Below are 17,309 nucleotides of genomic sequence, written 5' to 3'. Positions count from 1 at the left end.
GTTCAAGCGGCTCAGGATCCCGGTCGAACCCCGTCGTCATGATGCATTCCCCGTGCTGCTGAAGCTCTGCGATACGGGACGCGCGTCAATACGAATGATCCGGACAATGCGCTGAGGATCTTCACCAAGGCGGAGCTCAGCGACACCAAACATCCGGTCGACGATGTAGTAGGAACCTCGAACCCGGTAGTTGACGAGGTTCGGCCGGCCATCGGCGCCGGCAACGAATAAGGGTGGCGCCTCCCCTTGTGAGAGACCAGACGGCATCTGGATATAGACCTTGCGACCGTCGTCGAATGCACGCACCGGCCGCCAGGGTGGATCGTCTCCTTCGATGCGATACCGGAAATTCAGGTTGTCGAGACGTACCCCGCGATCGGCGATCCGCTGCTCGCTTTCCTGGGCGGCGACGTTCTGCTTGTGGAGCGCTACAAGCGTGTCTGTCGGATAAGTCCAGGAGATCGACGCCATATAGGTCTGCTTGGTCGAGACGAGCTCGAGGTGATAGGCCCGCCGGTCCGTCAGCACGACGAGGTTCGTCTGGATATCCGCCAGCGTCGGCTTGACCAGGATGTGCACCCGACGGGAGTTGCCCTGTCCGCTCGAAGTATCGCCCACCACCCAGCGCACCGTATCGCCGGTGGAGACATCCACCAGTTCTTCGCCTGGTTGAAGCCCGATGGTCGAGACTTTTTCCGGGCTTGCATAGAGCCGGTAGAGTGCGCCTTCCGTCCAGGGGTAGACCTGAATGGCGTTGATATATCCGGCACGTGTTGGCTCCATCCTCGCCGCCTTGTTGGCCTTGGCGATCGCCTGTTCCGGCGGGAGCTTTTCCTCCTTACCGCCCTTTGCCGGAACGGGCTTCAATTGACCCGGCAAAGGCAAGACCTTCGGTGTCTCGACCACTTGTACCGGCGCCGGCGGGTCGGTCTCCGGGAGCGCCTTCTCAAAGGTCATCTCATCATAGGGCGCTTCAAGGTTGAGCTTGGTGGCGCAGCCACTGAGCACAAGCGACAAGGCCAGGACGCCAGTCGACGCGAGCTTACTAAAAGCAACGGTGTTCATTTGGCGTCTCCAATAAGGTCGCGCGACCAGTTGAGCGAATGGACGTAGAGTCCGAGAGGGTTTTTGCGCAGCGTTTCGGCATCTGCGGGCGGCTTGAGAACCGTGGTGACAAGACCCGTGAAACGTTCGGTCTTTGCGATCGCGCCGTTCTCGTAGGCGTTTTCCTTCCAGCGGACCTCGAAGCTGTCGCCGGACGCGCGCACCACTGAGGTGACTTCTGCGGTCACGGTCTTGGACCCGATCTTGGTGAACGGATCGGTTTCCCGAGCGTAGTCGTTCAACGCCTGTGCGCCGCGATCGGTGACGAAGTCGTAGGCACGCAGCCAGTTTGCCCGGACAATGACCGGATCGATCGAAAGCGAGCGCACGTTCTCGATGAAGCGCGCAAGAAAGTGCGCTATCTGCGCGTCTGACGGCTGGTAGGCTTCGATCGCCGGCCCGACGGCTCGGACTTCACCGAGCCGATCGACCTCGACCACGTAGGGAACGACACCCGAGCGAGCGATCTGGGTAAAGATCGTCAATCCAAGCACACCGGACAGGCCGATGGCTGCCAGCGCAGCGAGGCGCCAGTTGCTCGCCTGAACACGCGCGGAGCCCAACCGCTCGTCCCAGACCTGGGCTGCCTTCTGGTAGGGAGTGACCGGCTCTGGCGTCTCGCCATACCGAACCGACACGCGCTGAAACGGGTGAGATGCCATCCCCTATTCTCCTTCCAGCTTCGGGCCCGACGAATGTCCGCCTTTGTCACCTTCCTTCAGGGTATGAGCGGCGACTTGTGCCGCTTCCCGCGCGTGTCCCCGTGCCGACGAGGCCGTTGCGCGACCCGCCCCAGCAGGGGCAGTACCTCCAGCACTACCGCTGGAGACCTGATCGATGGCGAAAGCCCGCGCTGGCGCGCCCGCGGCCGAAGATGCGCCCGTGAGCGATGCCGCGGATCGAACGGCAGCCATTGAACCGCCTGCCGCTGCGCGCAGACCGCCGACGGCCGCCGCTCCGCCGCCGATCGCGACCGCTGCTGCACCCGCCACCGTCCCGGCTGCCGCTCCGGCTCCCAGTTGAGGGGCGCCTGAGACCAGGCCCGCTGCGATCCCGGGACCAAAGATGCCGAGGCCGAACAGCGAGAGCGCCGCTAGCAACAGGCTCATGGCTGAGGCAATGTCGATCGGCCGGGTCAACGTTCCCGCGAGCTGACCGAAGATGGTCGAGCCGATGCCGATGATGATCGCGAGAACCATCACCTTCACCCCCGACGCAACGACGTTGCCGAGGGTCTTTTCCGCCAGGAATGCAGTCTTCCCCCACAACGCGAACGGCACCAGGATGAAGCTTGCGAGTGTCGTCAGCTTGAACTCGATCAGCGTGACAAACAGCTGCACCGAGAGGATGAAGAACGCGAGCACGATCAGGATCCAGCAGAACAGCAGGATCAGGATGGTTGGCAGGTTAGTCAGGACGTCGAAGCCCGAGAACTGGCTGGTCTCCTCCAGCAGCGGATGTGCCGCCGCGAATCCGGCAGCCGCGACAAAGCCCGGCCGCGCCAGGTCGGAAGCGCTTAAGCTCCCGCCGGAGGCCTTCAGTCCGATGCCGGAGAACGACGCAAAGACGATATCGGCAAGGCTCTTGAAGTTGCCGATGATAAACGCAAAAGCACCGACATAGAGCACCTTCTTGGCCAGCGTGACCAGGATATGGTCGTCGCCGCGCATGCTCCAGGCGAGCCCCGCAAGCGTCAAGTCGATGCCGATCAGGGTCGAACTGAGGAAAGAGACTTCGCCCGACAGGAGGCCAAAGCCGGAGTCTATGTAGCGGGAGAAGGTCTCAGTAAAGCGGTCAATGACGGAAAGATCAGCCATGGGCCCCTCGCCTACCTGCCGCCAGCGTAGGCATGGCCGTCGCCAATGAAGCGGATGAACCGCTCCTTTGCGGCAGCGGCCGACGCTTGCTGCTCGGCGGCCCGCAACGTCTCTGCGCGAGCCTGCGTTGCCATCAAAGCCTGAGCCTGCAGCGACTGTTTGATCTGCAAAGCGAGAAGCTCATTGCCCGACTGCTGAGCCTGCAGGGAGCCTACGGCAGTGGACGACCTGGCCATCAGCGTCCGCAGGGTCTGGCCGTCCTGATCCAAGCTGCCGACAATGGCCGATTGAACGGTGAGCGACTGCTTCAGTCCATCGTAGCTGTTGTCCCAACGTGCTGTTGCGTCCTGAACCATCTTGTCGGACGAGATCGCTGCCGCGTATTGCCGCGGATAGAGCCGCTGAAAGTCCTGCTGCGTTGTCCGAACATCAAACGAGATGTTCTTTGCCTGACTGATCAGGCCGTTCATTTGATTGATGGTTGATGTCAGCTGACCGACGACGCTGGTGGGGAGACTTGCGAGGTGCCTTGCTTGATTGAGAAGCGACTGCGCCTGGTTTTCCAGGCTCCGCACCTGATTATTGATCTGCTCAAGCGCTCGCGCGGCGGTCAGGAGATTCTGGCCGTAGTTCGTAGGATCGAAGACGATATCGAACGCCCCGAGCCGCCGCGACCCGTTCACGGCGATGACGAAAGATAGCATTGTTGTTATTATAATTCTTGAGGTTGTACCCGTGAACATGCGGCCGAGACGTTCGAGCATGGAAGACTCCAGGGATTTGTGTTGAGGTCAGATCTTGTGGGCTTGTTCGAAAGTGCTGATCAGGTTGGCGGCCCAATGCAGGCCGCGTTCGTTGAGGTAGCGTTCGCCGAAATGGCGAGGCCCGGTGCGGCTGAGAACCACGTCAATGGCGCGCTGATCCTCTGGCGAGGACGCTCCGACGAAGGCAAGCGCGACTGGTCCAAGGCCAAGCTCGAACATGCGGTTGCCGGCGCGGGACTGCAGATAGTAGTCACGCTTGGGAGAGGCTTCCGCGATCAAGCGTACCTGCGTGTCGTTCAGACCGAAGCGTCGATAGGTCTCGGTCTGGGTCGGCTCAAGGGCACGCGGGTTGGGCAGGAAGATCCTGCTCGGGCAGGACTCGATGATCGCGGGCGCGATTTCGCTGTCCGCGATATCGGCAAGCGACTGCGTGGCAAAGATCACCGCCACGTTCTTCTTGCGCAGTGTCTTCAGCCATTCGCGAATCCGGTTCGAGAACAACGGATCATCAAGGAAAACCCAGGCTTCGTCGAGCACCAGCAGGGTCGGCCGCCCGTCGAAACGAGCCTCCAGGGCGCGCAAGAGATAAGTGAGCACGGGCGCGACCAGGCCTGGCAGCGCCATCAGCTCTTCCATCTCGAAGGTCAAGACATCGGCGCTCGACAGACGATCGGCATCCGCATCGAGGAAGCGGCCGTAAGGTCCCTCAAGCGTATAAGGCTGGAGCGCCTGACGCAGGGCATCCCGCGCGAGCAAGGCGACGAGCCCGGTCATCGTGCGTTGGGATACGGGTGCAGTACCGAGGCTCTTGAGCGCCGACCAGATGGTTTCCTTGACCTCCGGCGTCACAGTCACCCGCTCATGGGCGAGCACACCGCAGAGCCAATCAAGCGCCCAAAGCCGCGCCCCCTCCTCGGCAACTTCCTTCAGGGGCTGAAACGCGATCCCCCCTTTGGCCCCGAGCTCGTACCATGCGCCCGAGAGGGCAAGCGTCGTGGCACGCGCGGAGCGACCCTTGTCAAAGGTAATCAACTGGGCATTCGGGTAGCGCCGAAACTGCAAGGCCAGCATCGAGAGCAACACAGACTTGCCGGCGCCAGTTGGCCCGACGACGATCGAATGCCCAACATCGCCGGCGTAGAGCGAAAGCCGGAACGGAGTTGCCCCTTTTGTCTTGGCGATCAGAAGCGGCGGTCCATCCAGGTGCTCGCACCGTTCGGGTCCGGCCCATACCGCCGACAGTGGGCACATATGGGCGAGGTTCAGGGTATGCACGATGGGTTGGCGGATGTTGGCATAGGCTTGTCCCGGCAGACCGCCGAGCCAGCCCTCGACCGCATTGACGCTCTCCCGGATGGTCGTGAATCCGCGGCTGTTGATCGCTCGTTCGACCGCACGGATCTTTTCGTCCGCCTGGTGCGAGTCCTCGTCACACACGGTGACCGTCGTCGTGATGTAGCCGAAGGAAACCAGGTCGTCGCCGAGCTCGGATAACGCGGCGTCCGCGTCGAGCGCCTTGTTGCCGGCATCGGTGTCGAGCAGCGCCGCTTGCTCGTTGAACATGACCTCTTTCAGGATCGCTGCGAGCGACTTCCGCTTTGCAAACCATTGCCGCCGATAACGCGACAGAGTGGCATTGGCCTGGATGCGGTCGAGCGGCAGAAATCGCGTTGCCCAGCGATAGGCAACACCAAGCCGGTTCAGTTCGTCGAGCAACCCGGGAAAGGTGATGTGCGGGAACCCAAGGACGGTCAGCACGCGAAGATGGCTCCGCCCAATTGCCGGCGACAATCCGCCGGTCAGCGGCTCATCGCTCAGAAAGCAATCGAGATAGGCTGGAATCTCGGGGACGCTGACCTGATGACGCTTGGTCGAGATACAGCTATGAAGATAGGTGAGCGTCTCCGTGTCGTTGAGGGGCCAGATCTCCGGTAGGACCGACGATAGTAGATCGATCGCCCGGTCGGTTTCCTGGACGAACCGCTGGAGGTGATCGCGATAGCCATGCTCGCTCCGCTCTGCATTCTGGCCCTCGATCTGGGTGTCACGGATGTTGGCTTCTGCCGGTTCTTTCCCTCGCTCAGCGTCGCTGAGCGGAGGACCGCGACGAGCAGACCGGTTCCTTCCGGCTCGCAGATCCTTCTGCCTTGGACGTTCGAGGAACAAGCTCTCGAGGCGCGAGACCCTCTCGGCCGGCGGTAAGTACATCAAGGTCAGGTGCAGCACGCTCTCAAAGTGCTGCCCGCCGGGGCGTGACGGATCCTCCCATGTCGCCCCGGCCGCATCCGCAAACGCGGCGCGGCGCTCCTCGTCAACCAGCCAGGATACCGCATCCGGAAACTCGGAGCGCGGATATTCCGAGGCTGGGATGCGCGTGGCGTCAAAGAACAGTGCCCAGCCGGAGCCGAAACGCTTCAGAACGTTGTTGACGCGTGACGCGACGCTCATGAGTTCGGTCTCGGTCGCGCTGTCGAGGTCTGGTCCGCGGTAGCGGATCGTCCGCTGGAAGCTGCCATCCTTGTTCAGGATGACACCTGGAGCGATCAGGCAGACCCAAGGCAGCCAGTCCGCCAGCCGGTACGCATTGCCGCGGAATTCTTTCAAGTTCAGCATGCGAGCGAGCCCTTATGCTTGGTGTGACGGATTGCGACCTCGACAAAGGCGGGATCGTGCCTCGCAAGCCAAACCGCGATGGTGTGCCCGACGATCCAGAGCACGAGGCCCGCGAGCCAGAGCCGCAGGCCAAGCGCCAGCACGGCCGACAGGGTGCCGATCAGGATGGCCGCAGAGCGTGGTGCACCGCCGATCAGAATGGGCTCGGTCAACGAGCGGTGGAGCACGAGTTCGAAGCCATCGGGACGCATCAGATCAGCGCTCCGCCGCCGAACGAGAAGAACGACAGGAAGAAGGAGCTCGCCGCGAACGCGACGGAGAGGCCAAAGACGACCTGGACCATCTTACGGAAGCCACCCGAGGTATCGCCGAAGGCAAGCGAAATGCCGGTCACCGTGATGATGATGACGGCGACGATCTTCGCGACCGGTCCCTGCACCGACTCCAGGATGCGCTCGAGCGGCGCCTCCCACGGCATGCCTGAGCCTGCCGCGTGGACGGCCGGAGCGGTGAGAACCATGTAGGCGACGCCTGCTCCAAGCTCGATGAGGAAGTGCTTGCAAGCGCGACGACAGCAGAAGCGCGCCGTTGAACGAAACAAACAAGGCATGTCGTACTCTCTGTGCGGATCAGGGACGATGGGAAGCATTTGGCAGGCCAGGCGGCGTCTCCAGGAGATAATCGCCGGAAGGATCGAGCCCCTTGAGTTCGGCGATCGCCTCGATCCGGCGCGCGGGACCCCGCCCCCTGATGAAGACGACGAGGTCGATCGCCTCGGCGATGAGCCGGCGCGGCACAGTGGCGACCGCTTCCTGGATCAACTGCTCGATGCGATAGAGCGCAGCACGCGCCGAGTTGGCGTGAACGGTGGCGATCCCACCCGGATGGCCCGTATTCCAGGCCTTCAGCATGTCGAGGGCCTCGGCGCCCCTGACCTCGCCCACGATGATGCGATCAGGACGAAGGCGAAGTGTGGAGCGCACGAGATCTGCAAGGCTCGCGACGCCAGGCTTGGTGCGGAGCGTCACGACATCCTTGGCCGCGCAGCGCAGCTCGCGCGTGTCCTCGATGATGACGATGCGCTCATCGAGGCGCGCAATCTCCGCCAGGAGCGCATTGGCAAGTGTGGTCTTGCCGGATCCGGTGCCGCCCGCAACCAGGATGCTGCGGCCTTCGGCAACCGCGGCCGCCAGCACCTTGGCCATCAAAGGCGTGGCGATCTGCGCCCTTACGTAGTCGGACAGGAGAAACGTCGTCGTTGCAGGCTTGCGGATGGCAAAGCACGGCGCGAGCGAGACCGGCGGCAGGACGCCTTCGAACCGCTCGCCGGTTTCGGGAAGCTCAGCCGAGATGATCGGGTAGGATGCACTTGCCTCAGCTCGGACATGGCTCGCGACCAGACGGATGATCCGCTCCGACTCCTGCGGCGTCAGAATGACGCCGGTATCGGCACGTCCTGACCGGTGCCGCTCAAGCCAAAGCCTGCCGTCTGGGTTGACGATCACCTCGACAACCTCGGCCTCCTCCAGGGCCAGCGCGATCGCCGGCCCCAACGCGGTCCGCAACATGCCACGGCGGCGCTCGCGGGTTTCGGGCGAGAGAAGATCAGACATGACCGACCTCCTCTCGCCCCGCCGGAGACGGCCCCGGCTGCTGACCCGCCCCATGGTGCGGGCGGGATTCTGTCGCTGTCTGTGCGTTGCCGCCGCCGAGCGGCGCGCCTTCCTCAATATGCCGCATGAACAGATCCGGATTTGACGTCGAGACCTGTTCCATGACGTCCGCAACCAGCCGGCCGCCGGAGGCGATGCGCTTGCCGACCTGCGCCACGAACATCTCGAAGCGCTCACGCCCCAGCGCACGTGCCGCGTCCTGGTCTCCGGTGGGCAACGGCGGCGTGATCGTCAGGTAGTAGCGAACGAAGAGCGCGATAGTTTCCGCCATGATCGAGAGATCACGCTCCGCGCGATCAAGCTGCCGGTTCATGCGGTCTAGCCTGCGCAGGAGCGCTGCGTCACCGCTTGCGTCCCGTTCCGGATTGAGGAAGCGATCGAGGGCGGCGTCGACGATGGCCGACTTGTTGGTGCCGGGTCGCCTGGCAGCCAGTTCGAGCCGCTGCGCCACGCTATCGGAGACATAGGCAGATAGTTTTGGTTTCATAGGAAGGGCCCTCAGAATGCAGGAAGAAGATCGTCGTCATCGCGCGTGACTGCGTGAGCGCTACGGACGGTGCTGGAGGCGTTCGCCAGGCGTTGCATCTGGTTGCGATCTGCGCCGACGTCTGCCTCGTCATCGAGCAACCGCTCCTCGGCAAATCGCACCGCCTCGGCTCGGGGATCGGCTTCCTCAAACAGCGGCAACTGCTGCTTCAGCCCGCCCTCCTCCGCAGCCGCCTGCATGAGGTCGCGGTACGGAAGCGTTGCCAATCGAAGATCGACGGCCCGGATCTGGCGATCCCAGTCGCTGGCGCGTGCTGCCAGGCGGTCGCGATAACCGCCGGCATCGCAGCGCGGCGACGGATGCAAGCGCATTACAAAATTTGCATCCTCATAGTGCCTGAGCTTGCGGGCCCGAACCGGCGCCAGCCCCGAGACGAGCACGATGGCCTGGTCTTGTGGCAACTGCATCACCTCGCCCGAAGTGAGCAGCGGCCGCGCGGTTTCCTGGCGGCTCACCATGACATGGCCAAGCCAGGGCGCGAGCCGGTGACCGGCATAGTTCCTTTGAGCCCGCAGTTCGGTCGCGGTGCCGAGTGCATCCGAAATGCGCTTGGCGGTACGCTCGTCATTGGCCGCAAAGGCGATGCGGACGTGGCAATTGTCCAGGATCGCATTGTTCTCGCCATAGGCCTTTGCAATCTGGTTCAGCGATTGAGCGATGAGATAGGCGCGGATGCCGTAGCCAGCCATGAAGGCGAGTGCGCTTTCGAAGAAGTCGAGCCTCCCGAGAGCCGGAAACTCATCCAACATCAGGAGAAGTTGGCGATGCTTCGCCTCGCCTGCCTTGATGTTCAAGGACTCGGTCAACCGGCGGCCGATCTGATTGAGGATCAGCCGGATCAGCGGCTTGGTGCGGCTGATATCTGACGGCGGCACGACTAGATACAGCGTGACCGGCTTATCCGCCGTGACGAGGTCGGCGATGCGCCAATCGCAGCTCTCGGTATTGCGGCTCACAACCGGATCGCGATAGAGGCCAAGGAAACTCACGGCGGTCGACAGCACACCGGAACGCTCGTTTTCAGATTTGTTGAGGAGCTCCCGCGCGGTTGCCGCGACGACGGGATGTACCTTGGGGGCAGCCTCGGTTCCGAGATGGTTGGTGGCCAGCATGATCCGCAGGGTTTTCTCGAAGGACTGCGCTGGATCAGCGAGGATCTCGGTGACGCGCGTCAGCGTCTTCTGTTGCTCCGCATAGAGAACATGGAGGATAACGCCCACCAGCAGGGAGTGGCTGGTCTTCTCCCAGTGGCTTCGGCGCTCCAGTGCCCCTTCCGGGTCGACCAGGATGTCGGCAATGTTCTGGACATCGCGGACTTCGGCCGCTCCCTTGCGGACCTCGAGCAACGGATTGTAGCGTGCGCTTGCTGGATCGGTCGGATTGAACAGCAGGCAATGCGAGAAGGTCGAGCGCCAGCCGGACGTCAGCTCCCAGTTTTCGCCCTTGATGTCGTGCACGACCGCCGATGAAGTCCAGGACAACAACGTCGGAAGCACGAGCCCCACGCCCTTGCCCGACCGTGTCGGTGCGAAGCACATGACGTGCTCGGGTCCGTCGTGACGCAGATAGCGATCTTCAAATCGTCCAAGGAACACACCCTTGCCTGCGAACAGACCGGCAGCGCGGATCTCCTTCGCAATTGCCCAGCGGGCGGAGCCGTAGGTCGTGACCAGCTGGTTTTGCCGTGCCCGCCACACCGAATTGACGATTGCAAACATCGCGCCCGCAATGCCGCCCGCCGCCGCGATGGCCCCGCCCTCCTCAAATATCTTGGGTGCGTAGGCCTCATAGGCGAACCACCATTCGAACAATCGCCAGGGCAGATAGACCGGATAGCCGCCAATGGCGAACCACGGTGCACCAAGCCGCGGCTGACATCCGAGCGCTGCCGCCGTCCATTGCGTCGCTCCCCATGTCGATGCGACGACGATGCCGAAGACAACAACGATCTGGCCGACGTAGATTTTTGCCGGAAACATTTTCCGCCCCGCTCAACGCTCGCAACGAGCGCGTCGAGATGAAAAGCGGGATGGCGGCTCGCATTCAACCTGAATAAAAATCGCCGCCGGCAACGAGATCCGGCTCGATCATATCTATCGAAGTGAAATCGTTGCTGCGGCAGTCTCAGCGTGGTTGAGGAAGCGCCTCAATTGAAGGTGAACGGCACGATCAAACTTGATCACCGGTCCGGCCTCGCCCCGGATAGCTCGTCGTACGGCCCCTGCCCCGAGGTGACGAAACGAATCGAACGAGGCCGCTCACGCCTTCACATCGATGGTCGCATCGACTGGCGGCCTAAAAAGTGCGCGCCGACCAAAGCGCTGCGCGACGGATTGCCCAACTCGCCATCGATCTTGCAACGCGGGCGCGTGCGGAGATTGGCGGCCCTATGCTCCGCATGATTTGCGGGAAATGCCGCCGGAAATACATCACGAGCCAATTAACACTACTATAATACCTAAATTGAACTTTGTCAAAGTTGACAAAGTTGCACACGCGCCCGATATTCAGGGCGGAGTTCAGCTCATGTCCAAGGCACAGTCAAAGCCCTCCGGTACCGAGGATCAGCCCGTCCACGAGAACGGCGTGATGATGGTACTTAAGCAGAAGCCCGCCGCTTTGAAGAGCTTGGCGCTTCCCGCGGATGCGCAGGTCGCGATTGTCTCCAAAAGCGCGACCGCGCTGCAGAAGGTGCGTGAGCGAAACAAGCAATTGACGGGTCAGGCGTTCCGCTTCTTCTCCGAAGCCGCAAAGAAAGCTTCTGTCGTCAACAAGGACGCGTTCACGCCCGATGCTCGCGCGCTCGCCGTTCTTGAAGGCGTCCGTATTGCGCAGGAGGATCTTCGGCGATCTGGCGGCGCGTATGATCTGGAGCAGGTCAGAACGCTCCTGCGGGGAATCTCCCGGCAGGCTGTCGACAAGCGCGTGCAGGAAGGCAGCCTCCTTGCCGTTCCCGGTCCCAGTAACCACCGGAGCTTTCCGACCTTCCAGTTCAACGTCGACGGCACCGTCGTCGAGGGCCTCAAGTCGGTTCAGGACGCCCTGCCAACCAGCAACCCCTGGACCGTTCTGAATTTCCTGACTCAGCCAGACGATCGGCTGGGCGGCCGCAAGCCGATCGACCTGCTCCGGAAAGGCAAGGTTGAACTTGTGGTCGAGGCCGCCCGGCGAATGGCTCAGCAAGGCGCGTGACCGCTCCACTGCCGCCCGGCGATCTCGATCGCCGCCGTCCCCGCCAGGTCCGGCTACGGCGAGGTACAGTCGTTCATCGGTTCTACACCGCCGAGTACGACCCGATCTTTTTCGACACCTCGCGTCTTGGCCGGCTGAACGCTCCCGACGGGAGCTACGGCGTTCTTTACGCAGCTCGGGAGCCTTTTGGCGCATTCGCAGAGACGTTCCTCCGCGTGCCGGGACGGACCCTGCTCGATACCGGCCTGCTCCGTCGCAAAGCCTACGCGCGTCTCGAGATTACGGAAGATCTGGCGCTGATCAGACTGGCCGGTCCCTCACTCGCTATTCTCGGCGCGACCGCCGAGGTGGTCCATGGCGGATTGCCCTACGACGCGCCGCAGGCCTGGTCGAAGGCGCTTTTCGATCATCCGCTCAGTCCCGACGGCATCGCCTACTACGCCCGCCACGACGACGAAGGCCTTTGCTATGCGTTGTTTGATCGCGTACGCAGCTCGGTCAGAGAAATCGATCGACAGACCAACCTCGATCAGGACTGGTTCTGGCGGCTTGCGCAGCGATACAGGGTCGGACTTGCACCGGGCTGACGGGAGGCTCGAGCTAGCGGCCGATGCCCCGCTTTATTCCGATCGACCAGGAAATGCCAGCTCCGCCAACACTGCCGCTGACGAATTGTCCGCGTACGCGTTCCAGAACTGGCCGCCAGGGCACCAGGACAAATTCGCGCGACTGCTCGATCAGGGCGTATCGCCCGCTATTGAGCGTCAGCATCCGCTTGTAGACGCCGCTGAGGTTGTCGCCTGCCCTGACGTTGCGATACTCGAGCCCGGTGCGAGCCGAAATGCCCGCCGCAGTTCCCGCCAGCTCGCGCTCTTCAAGGGCGCGCAGCATATTCCGCGCAAAACGCATCTGTCCTCCTTCCTCTCGTGCGAGCCCCTGTTCGATCAGCCATCGCCGTCTCGCCCGCAATGCCGTCTCGACCTCCGCTCCGAAGCCGGTTGACGCGAGCCCACCCGTTTCCTTTCCGAGGAGCTTTCGATCGAGCCAGGTCGCACCGACCGCGTGCGGCAGCTCTTCGAGCCTTTGCCATGACAGCACCGCGACGCGGAATGGATTGCGCGCGCGCTGGAGCTCTTCATACCGAAACGCCCGATCGAGATAGTCCTCGCCGACCTTCCAGCCGTCATCGGCAAGGCGGCTCACCATCCCTAGCCGACGCATTGCCTCCAGTCGCCGGACGTGGGTTCCGATATATTCACCCGATGCCTGGCGATCGAACTCCCGGTGCAGGCGCTCACTGTAAAGACCGTCATTGGAAGCGGCCACCTCAGCGATGGTCCGGTCGATCTGGCGAGCCTCCGCGGAGCGCGGCCTAAGCTCCAAAATCGTGCTCCGCGCGGGCAGCTCTTCGTTAGCCCCGAGAACGCCGACCTCGGCATAGTGTGTCCGCCCGTCGACCCCATCGACCACCACATAGCGGCGCTCCGTCAGCTCATCCGCAAACCCTTCGCCGACGACCCGTCCGATCAGGCGCTCACTGTCACGCTGTGGATCGAAGATCGCATAGCTGCCTGACGCCCGCGAGATTCCCGCCGCAGTCAGCTCGCGATGCATGGTCTTGATGATGTCGCCACGCTCGCCCATGCGCCTGAGCTTCGGTTCGAGCTCGGCGTCAAGGCGCCAGCGTCCGGGCTTGTCTTCTTCCGCCAATCCCATCCGCTCGAGAGTCCGTAGCCGGCCCATCCGCATCGTGTGCCAGACCGGATCGCGCGCGGCCTGTGCAACGAGCTCGATAACGCCATTCTGGGCGTCACGCAGGATACCCCGGTCAAGCCGCGTGAACCGCTCGGCCGTTACCTCCCGTTGAAGCTTGCGTGCGGCCTCGATCTCGGTTTCGGGACCGAGCTCACGGGTGACAAGGTCCGCGGCGCGCGCCCTAAGGCCGTGGGCAATGTAGTCCCGTGCGATGACGAGGTCGTGCCCCGCATCATCCCTGCCGCGCAGCACGACATGGCTATGCGGATGCCCCGTATTGAAGTGATCCGCCGCGACCCAGTCGAGCCTTGAGCCGAGGTCACTCTCCATCTGCCGCATCAGATCACGGATGAAGGGCTTCAGATCGGAAAGCTCGACGCTATCCTCCGGTGCCACGATGAAGCGAAACTGATGGCGGTCGCCAGCGCTGCGTTCAGTAAACGCCTTGCCGTCGGCCTGGTCGTTCCCCGCGTCGTAAAGTTCTCCGGGCTCACCTTCTCGCGTCACGCCGTCGCGTTGCACGTAACGCAGATGCGCCCGGACGGCGCCGGTATCGCCGGCCTTGATGCGCACGATCCGTGCCTTGATCACGACCCGGCGCCACCCCTTGCTCCGGCCTCGCCCGGCAAGCACCGCACCTTGCGCGTAACCGCGGCCGATACGGCCGCCTGAGAAATTCGACCCGCGATCGACTCTTGGACCGGCGCGTTCTGCGGCCTGGCGAACACGTCGGAGATATCCGGTCGGCTTTCTGGCCTTGCGGTTCCCGATCCGGCCTAGTTTCGGTTTGACCTCGTCGTCATCGACACCATGCATGTCGCGTGCTCCCGGCTGAGAAGACCGCGGATATGTGAAGCCGGTGGGCGATCGCCAAGTCGCAGACGCGAACGGTGAGCACTTGCACCGCCTTGAAGCGCCATTGGCGACATCGCGTCGCGCCGTATCGCCAACTCCTGGATGTGCAGACAACGACTTAACCGCCGTACGACGCCAGTGCTTTTATCTTGCGTTCCTAATCGGGCGTTCAAAGTCAACTCATTCCTACGCTTTTCTTCGACTCCTCGCAGAATAAGCATCGCTGCTTCCCTCCATCTACGACGCACAAACGTCACCACACCGCGTTGCAGTGGCATTCACCAGGCGGGGTCCATGCGTTCCTTCGCGTTCAGCACTTGGGCCATCGCATGCTCTTCACCAGGTTCGTAAACAGGGCTGTCCAAGCAGTTTTGCGCTCTCGTCCCCGAAGGGCGGCAGCAGGCAAGAGATAGCGGACATTCCCCGTTTCGCGGCCCCGCCAGGGGACGCTCACCGCGCGCGCGGATCTCTAGTTTCGTTCCTCCTCAACAATGCTGGGGCGTGTCCCCAGCGCCTTCCTGGCTCGCCGGCGCGGAGGCTATTGCGCAGGCTTTAAGCGCAGCCGTTGCGTGATCTTGGCACCGAATCCGACGTGGAAATCGGTCTCGCTGACCCACATCCGATGCAGAATGCATGCGAGTTTCCGCGCCACCGCGGCAATCGCGCACAGCATGCTCGATCGCCTGGCGATCCGCAGGCCCCATGCCCGCAGTGCCGACCATTTTCTGACCCGGAGCAGCAGGCTGGCAGCCGCCTCGCAGAGCGCCTCTCGCACGGAGATATCGCCTTGTTTGCTGATATGGCCCTCAAAATCAATCGATGTTCCAGATTGGTGGCGCTTCGGCGTCAGGCCAAAATGGGCGCCCACCGTGCGTGATCGGGCAAAGCGATGAGGGTCATCAACGCCAACTTTGAAGGACAAGGCGACGACCGGACCGACGCCCGGAACCGTCATCAGACGGCGGCAAACGGGATCATGCTGGACCACCTGCAGCAGCACGCGATGCAGCCGTTCGTAGCCCTCGAGAAGCGCGCGGCGCACGTCCAGCATGACCTCGATGGACATCGCAAAGACCGGGTCGCAGTGCTCGATTAGCTCGCGGATCCGAGCTTCGTAAGCCCCCGGGCGACCGCTCCGACGAGCAATCCATAGGCCCGCAGTGCCCCGCGAACATGGTTCTCGAGGTCGACCAATTTGCGCTTGAGCAGCTTCCGGTTGGTCAACAACGTGCGCATTTTTTGCATGTCGATATTCTTGACATGGACGGCGCGGTACCAGCCCAGCCGCATCATCTGCGCGATGCCGCGCGCATCATTTCGGTCAGTTTTGTTGCGCATCGTCGATAGCGAAACGCGCATATGGCGCGCTTCCACGACAATGATTGGAAGGCCGGCTGCCTGTAGTTCGCGATACAGCCAGATACCTAGCGATGACGCCTCAACCCCCACCCTATCGAGGCGATCCGCGTAGCCCTCCAACGCGGAGCGGATCGCCTCTGGCTCGGTGCTGACCTTGACTTCGCGGACCGTGAGACCCTCGCTATCAACGATGCAAACGCTGGTTTCTTCAAGGCCGACGTCCAATCCAACATAGAGTTTCATCGGAGCTCTCCCTTGTGGCAACGACGCTCCAAGTCGTCGCACCAGGCTCCGGATTCGGCCACGATCGCGTTATCCCCGTGCACCGGTATCTCGAAGCCCGATTTGAAGAGCCATGCGTCCCACCCTGCTTCGTCATCGCCGCTGGTGGCTTTTGCTTTGCCCAAATTGCCATGCGCCTGAAATACAAACCACCCGCGACGTTGGATTCACCAAATTGATGGGCAATGACCCCGGCCCTGCAACCAGTGCCGATCACGTTGCGGCCGATCGCGGCAACGGGCTCAACACTGGGTTCGGCGATCGACAATCCGAACGCAACGCGACGCGAAATCTCAAGAGATCCGCGGGCACGCCGTGCAAAATCCCCCTAGCTTGTCGTCCTTTCGCCGGCCGCGGAGCTCGCCTCTCGGCGGAAATATCCCCCGCATCAAACGCAAAAGCCCCGCCTCCGAGGAGGCGGGGCTGATGATCCGGTGCGATCAGTCGCCGCTGCGGCGCGACCAGATCAGGGTGAAATCCTCGTCGCCTTCGACCTTGACCAGCGAGGCGTAGATCGGAGCCGGGAAGCTCGGATCGTCGAGCTTGACCGAGAGATATTCGCGGTCGCTGTCGCGAACGGTCTTCTTCCAGGCGGCGCCGAACTCGGTTGCGCCGGCGAAAATGCGGTAGTCGGGAGCCTTGTCGTTGTCCTTCTCGGACGCCATGAACTTGGCCTTGATGTTGAGCGTCAGCGTCTTGATCGAGCCGGTGTAGCCGTTGTCCGAAGCGGTGAAGGTGCCGATGGTAGCCATGGTAATCTTCCTCTGTTGCTCGGGCTGCGTCCATCGCAGCCTCGATGGCTGTCCTTGGCCCGGGGAGCGATCGGCCCGCAGCCTTAAGGCCCGCAGCGCCAGCGGAGGACGGCGAAAGCCTGCTTTTTTGTCTTGCGCGAGGAAGGACGCCGCCAGGCGGCAGGGGGAAAAAGCAGGCGTGAGCTGTTGCGGGAAGGCGATCGAGGCCCTTGCCGTCCCTCGGGCCTGATCAGCCCATTCGAGGGTGCGTTGGACGCGAGCCCATGCCCGAACTGACGGGGATTACCATGGCTGCCGGCGCCCACCGCAGCATCGGAAAACGGCAGGATCGATCGGAAAAGCCGACGCCTGCACATCAATGGTGTCATTCGGCCTGCAATATTGACCCCCTAAGCCGGGGGATCGGCGTCCAAAATTGACCCCCTACAGATTGGTCTGTTGCGCCGCCTGCTTTGGAACGAAGCAGGTGGTGGGGGATGCTGATCGTGGAGACGATTGCCCGGATCCGGCGCGAGCACTTCATCAAGGGCAAGACGATCAAGGAGATCGCACGTGATCTGAAGGTGTCGCGGAACACGGTCCGGAAGGTGCTGAGG

The 17,309-nt window shown here is 62.6% G+C and carries 15 protein-coding genes and 1 pseudogene; 3 read left to right on the top strand and 13 right to left on the bottom strand.

Features of this window, described 5'->3' with window-relative positions:
* Positions 1 to 36 precede the first annotated feature (36 nt).
* The 10 genes from trbG to AC628_RS00550 all read right to left on the bottom strand — a co-directional run bounded on the left by trbG (position 37) and on the right by AC628_RS00550 (position 10,497).
* Complete coding sequence (gene trbG / locus AC628_RS00595; protein WP_074124779.1) at positions 37 to 1,065, bottom strand: P-type conjugative transfer protein TrbG; 1,029 nt, start codon at positions 1,063 to 1,065, stop codon at positions 37 to 39.
* A complete protein-coding gene (trbF, locus tag AC628_RS00590) occupies positions 1,062 to 1,766 on the bottom strand; it encodes a conjugal transfer protein TrbF (protein WP_050421235.1) in 705 nt (234 codons plus the stop codon). The genes trbG and trbF overlap by 4 nt, the downstream gene beginning before the upstream one ends.
* Positions 1,767 to 1,769: 3 nt before the next feature.
* Complete coding sequence (trbL, locus tag AC628_RS00585; protein ID WP_074124778.1) at positions 1,770 to 2,921, bottom strand: P-type conjugative transfer protein TrbL; 1,152 nt, start codon at positions 2,919 to 2,921, stop codon at positions 1,770 to 1,772.
* 11 nt (positions 2,922 to 2,932) lie between these two features.
* Positions 2,933 to 3,685 carry a P-type conjugative transfer protein TrbJ gene (gene trbJ, locus AC628_RS00580; RefSeq protein WP_083632505.1) on the bottom strand — a complete coding sequence of 251 codons (753 nt, stop codon included), beginning with the start codon at positions 3,683 to 3,685 and terminating at the stop codon, positions 2,933 to 2,935.
* Positions 3,686 to 3,712: 27 nt separating this feature from the next.
* The gene (gene trbE / locus AC628_RS00575; RefSeq protein WP_074124777.1) at positions 3,713 to 6,298 is read right to left on the bottom strand and encodes a conjugal transfer protein TrbE; all 2,586 of its coding nucleotides are present in this window, start codon (positions 6,296 to 6,298) and stop codon (positions 3,713 to 3,715) included.
* Complete coding sequence (locus tag AC628_RS00570; protein ID WP_074124776.1) at positions 6,292 to 6,549, bottom strand: VirB3 family type IV secretion system protein; 258 nt, start codon at positions 6,547 to 6,549, stop codon at positions 6,292 to 6,294. The genes trbE and AC628_RS00570 overlap by 7 nt, the downstream gene beginning before the upstream one ends.
* On the bottom strand, positions 6,549 to 6,818 hold the full coding sequence (locus AC628_RS00565) for a TrbC/VirB2 family type IV secretion system protein (RefSeq protein ID WP_050421231.1): 270 nt from the start codon (positions 6,816 to 6,818) through the stop codon (positions 6,549 to 6,551). Before AC628_RS00565 ends, AC628_RS00570 begins: the two co-directional genes overlap by 1 nt.
* A gap of 109 nt (positions 6,819 to 6,927) precedes the next feature.
* Positions 6,928 to 7,911, bottom strand: coding sequence for a P-type conjugative transfer ATPase TrbB (trbB, locus tag AC628_RS00560; protein WP_074124775.1), 984 nt, complete (start codon positions 7,909 to 7,911; stop codon positions 6,928 to 6,930).
* Positions 7,904 to 8,422, bottom strand: a complete 519-nt coding sequence (locus AC628_RS00555) for a hypothetical protein (RefSeq protein ID WP_074124774.1) — start codon at positions 8,420 to 8,422, stop codon at positions 7,904 to 7,906. The genes trbB and AC628_RS00555 overlap by 8 nt, the downstream gene beginning before the upstream one ends.
* A gap of 47 nt (positions 8,423 to 8,469) precedes the next feature.
* Positions 8,470 to 10,497, bottom strand: a complete 2,028-nt coding sequence (locus AC628_RS00550; protein ID WP_074124773.1) for a conjugal transfer protein TraG — start codon at positions 10,495 to 10,497, stop codon at positions 8,470 to 8,472.
* A gap of 547 nt (positions 10,498 to 11,044) precedes the next feature.
* Between AC628_RS00550 and AC628_RS00545 the strand changes: the two genes are divergently transcribed.
* A complete protein-coding gene (locus AC628_RS00545; RefSeq protein ID WP_074124816.1) occupies positions 11,045 to 11,710 on the top strand; it encodes a hypothetical protein in 666 nt (221 codons plus the stop codon).
* The gene (locus AC628_RS00540; RefSeq protein WP_074124772.1) at positions 11,707 to 12,297 is read left to right on the top strand and encodes an RES family NAD+ phosphorylase; all 591 of its coding nucleotides are present in this window, start codon (positions 11,707 to 11,709) and stop codon (positions 12,295 to 12,297) included. Before AC628_RS00545 ends, AC628_RS00540 begins: the two co-directional genes overlap by 4 nt.
* A gap of 13 nt (positions 12,298 to 12,310) precedes the next feature.
* Here AC628_RS00540 and rlxS read toward each other — a convergent pair whose 3' ends face one another.
* The 3 genes and pseudogenes from rlxS to AC628_RS00525 form a co-directional block, all read right to left on the bottom strand.
* The gene (rlxS, locus tag AC628_RS00535) at positions 12,311 to 14,281 is read right to left on the bottom strand and encodes a relaxase/mobilization nuclease RlxS (protein WP_074124771.1); all 1,971 of its coding nucleotides are present in this window, start codon (positions 14,279 to 14,281) and stop codon (positions 12,311 to 12,313) included.
* Between the two features lie 577 nt (positions 14,282 to 14,858).
* Positions 14,859 to 15,922 (bottom strand): annotated as a pseudogene (locus tag AC628_RS00530) (IS110 family RNA-guided transposase).
* A 479-nt stretch (positions 15,923 to 16,401) separates the two neighbouring features.
* Positions 16,402 to 16,713, bottom strand: coding sequence for a DUF736 domain-containing protein (locus tag AC628_RS00525; protein ID WP_074124770.1), 312 nt, complete (start codon positions 16,711 to 16,713; stop codon positions 16,402 to 16,404).
* 476 nt (positions 16,714 to 17,189) lie between these two features.
* Between AC628_RS00525 and AC628_RS42400 the strand changes: the two genes are divergently transcribed.
* Positions 17,190 to 17,309, top strand: a 120-nt coding sequence (locus AC628_RS42400; RefSeq protein ID WP_143201354.1) for a helix-turn-helix domain-containing protein, incomplete at its 3' end; no start/stop codon positions are given.

Origin of the sequence: Bradyrhizobium sp. NAS96.2 (assembly GCF_001908235.1) — a bacterium.
GTDB lineage: Bacteria > Pseudomonadota > Alphaproteobacteria > Rhizobiales > Xanthobacteraceae > Bradyrhizobium.
Note: the sequence above shows the minus strand (reverse complement) of the source record. Positions and strands in the feature narration are given on the sequence as shown.

Excerpts from the sequence above, each read along its gene's own strand:
- trbF (WP_050421235.1), bottom strand. The coding sequence starts at position 1,766 with ATGGCATCTCACCCGTTTCAGCGCGTGTCGGTTCGGTATGGCGAGACG.
- trbG (WP_074124779.1), bottom strand. The coding sequence starts at position 1,065 with ATGAACACCGTTGCTTTTAGTAAGCTCGCGTCGACTGGCGTCCTGGCC.
- AC628_RS00525 (WP_074124770.1), bottom strand. The coding sequence starts at position 16,713 with ATGGCTACCATCGGCACCTTCACCGCTTCGGACAACGGCTACACCGGC.
- AC628_RS00570 (WP_074124776.1), bottom strand. The coding sequence starts at position 6,549 with ATGCGTCCCGATGGCTTCGAACTCGTGCTCCACCGCTCGTTGACCGAG.
- trbE (WP_074124777.1), bottom strand. The coding sequence starts at position 6,298 with ATGCTGAACTTGAAAGAATTCCGCGGCAATGCGTACCGGCTGGCGGAC.
- trbB (WP_074124775.1), bottom strand. The coding sequence starts at position 7,911 with ATGTCTGATCTTCTCTCGCCCGAAACCCGCGAGCGCCGCCGTGGCATG.
- AC628_RS00545 (WP_074124816.1), top strand. The coding sequence starts at position 11,045 with ATGTCCAAGGCACAGTCAAAGCCCTCCGGTACCGAGGATCAGCCCGTC.
- trbJ (WP_083632505.1), bottom strand. The coding sequence starts at position 3,685 with ATGCTCGAACGTCTCGGCCGCATGTTCACGGGTACAACCTCAAGAATT.
- AC628_RS00565 (WP_050421231.1), bottom strand. The coding sequence starts at position 6,818 with ATGGTTCTCACCGCTCCGGCCGTCCACGCGGCAGGCTCAGGCATGCCG.
- AC628_RS00550 (WP_074124773.1), bottom strand. The coding sequence starts at position 10,497 with ATGTTTCCGGCAAAAATCTACGTCGGCCAGATCGTTGTTGTCTTCGGC.
- rlxS (WP_074124771.1), bottom strand. The coding sequence starts at position 14,281 with ATGCATGGTGTCGATGACGACGAGGTCAAACCGAAACTAGGCCGGATC.
- trbL (WP_074124778.1), bottom strand. The coding sequence starts at position 2,921 with ATGGCTGATCTTTCCGTCATTGACCGCTTTACTGAGACCTTCTCCCGC.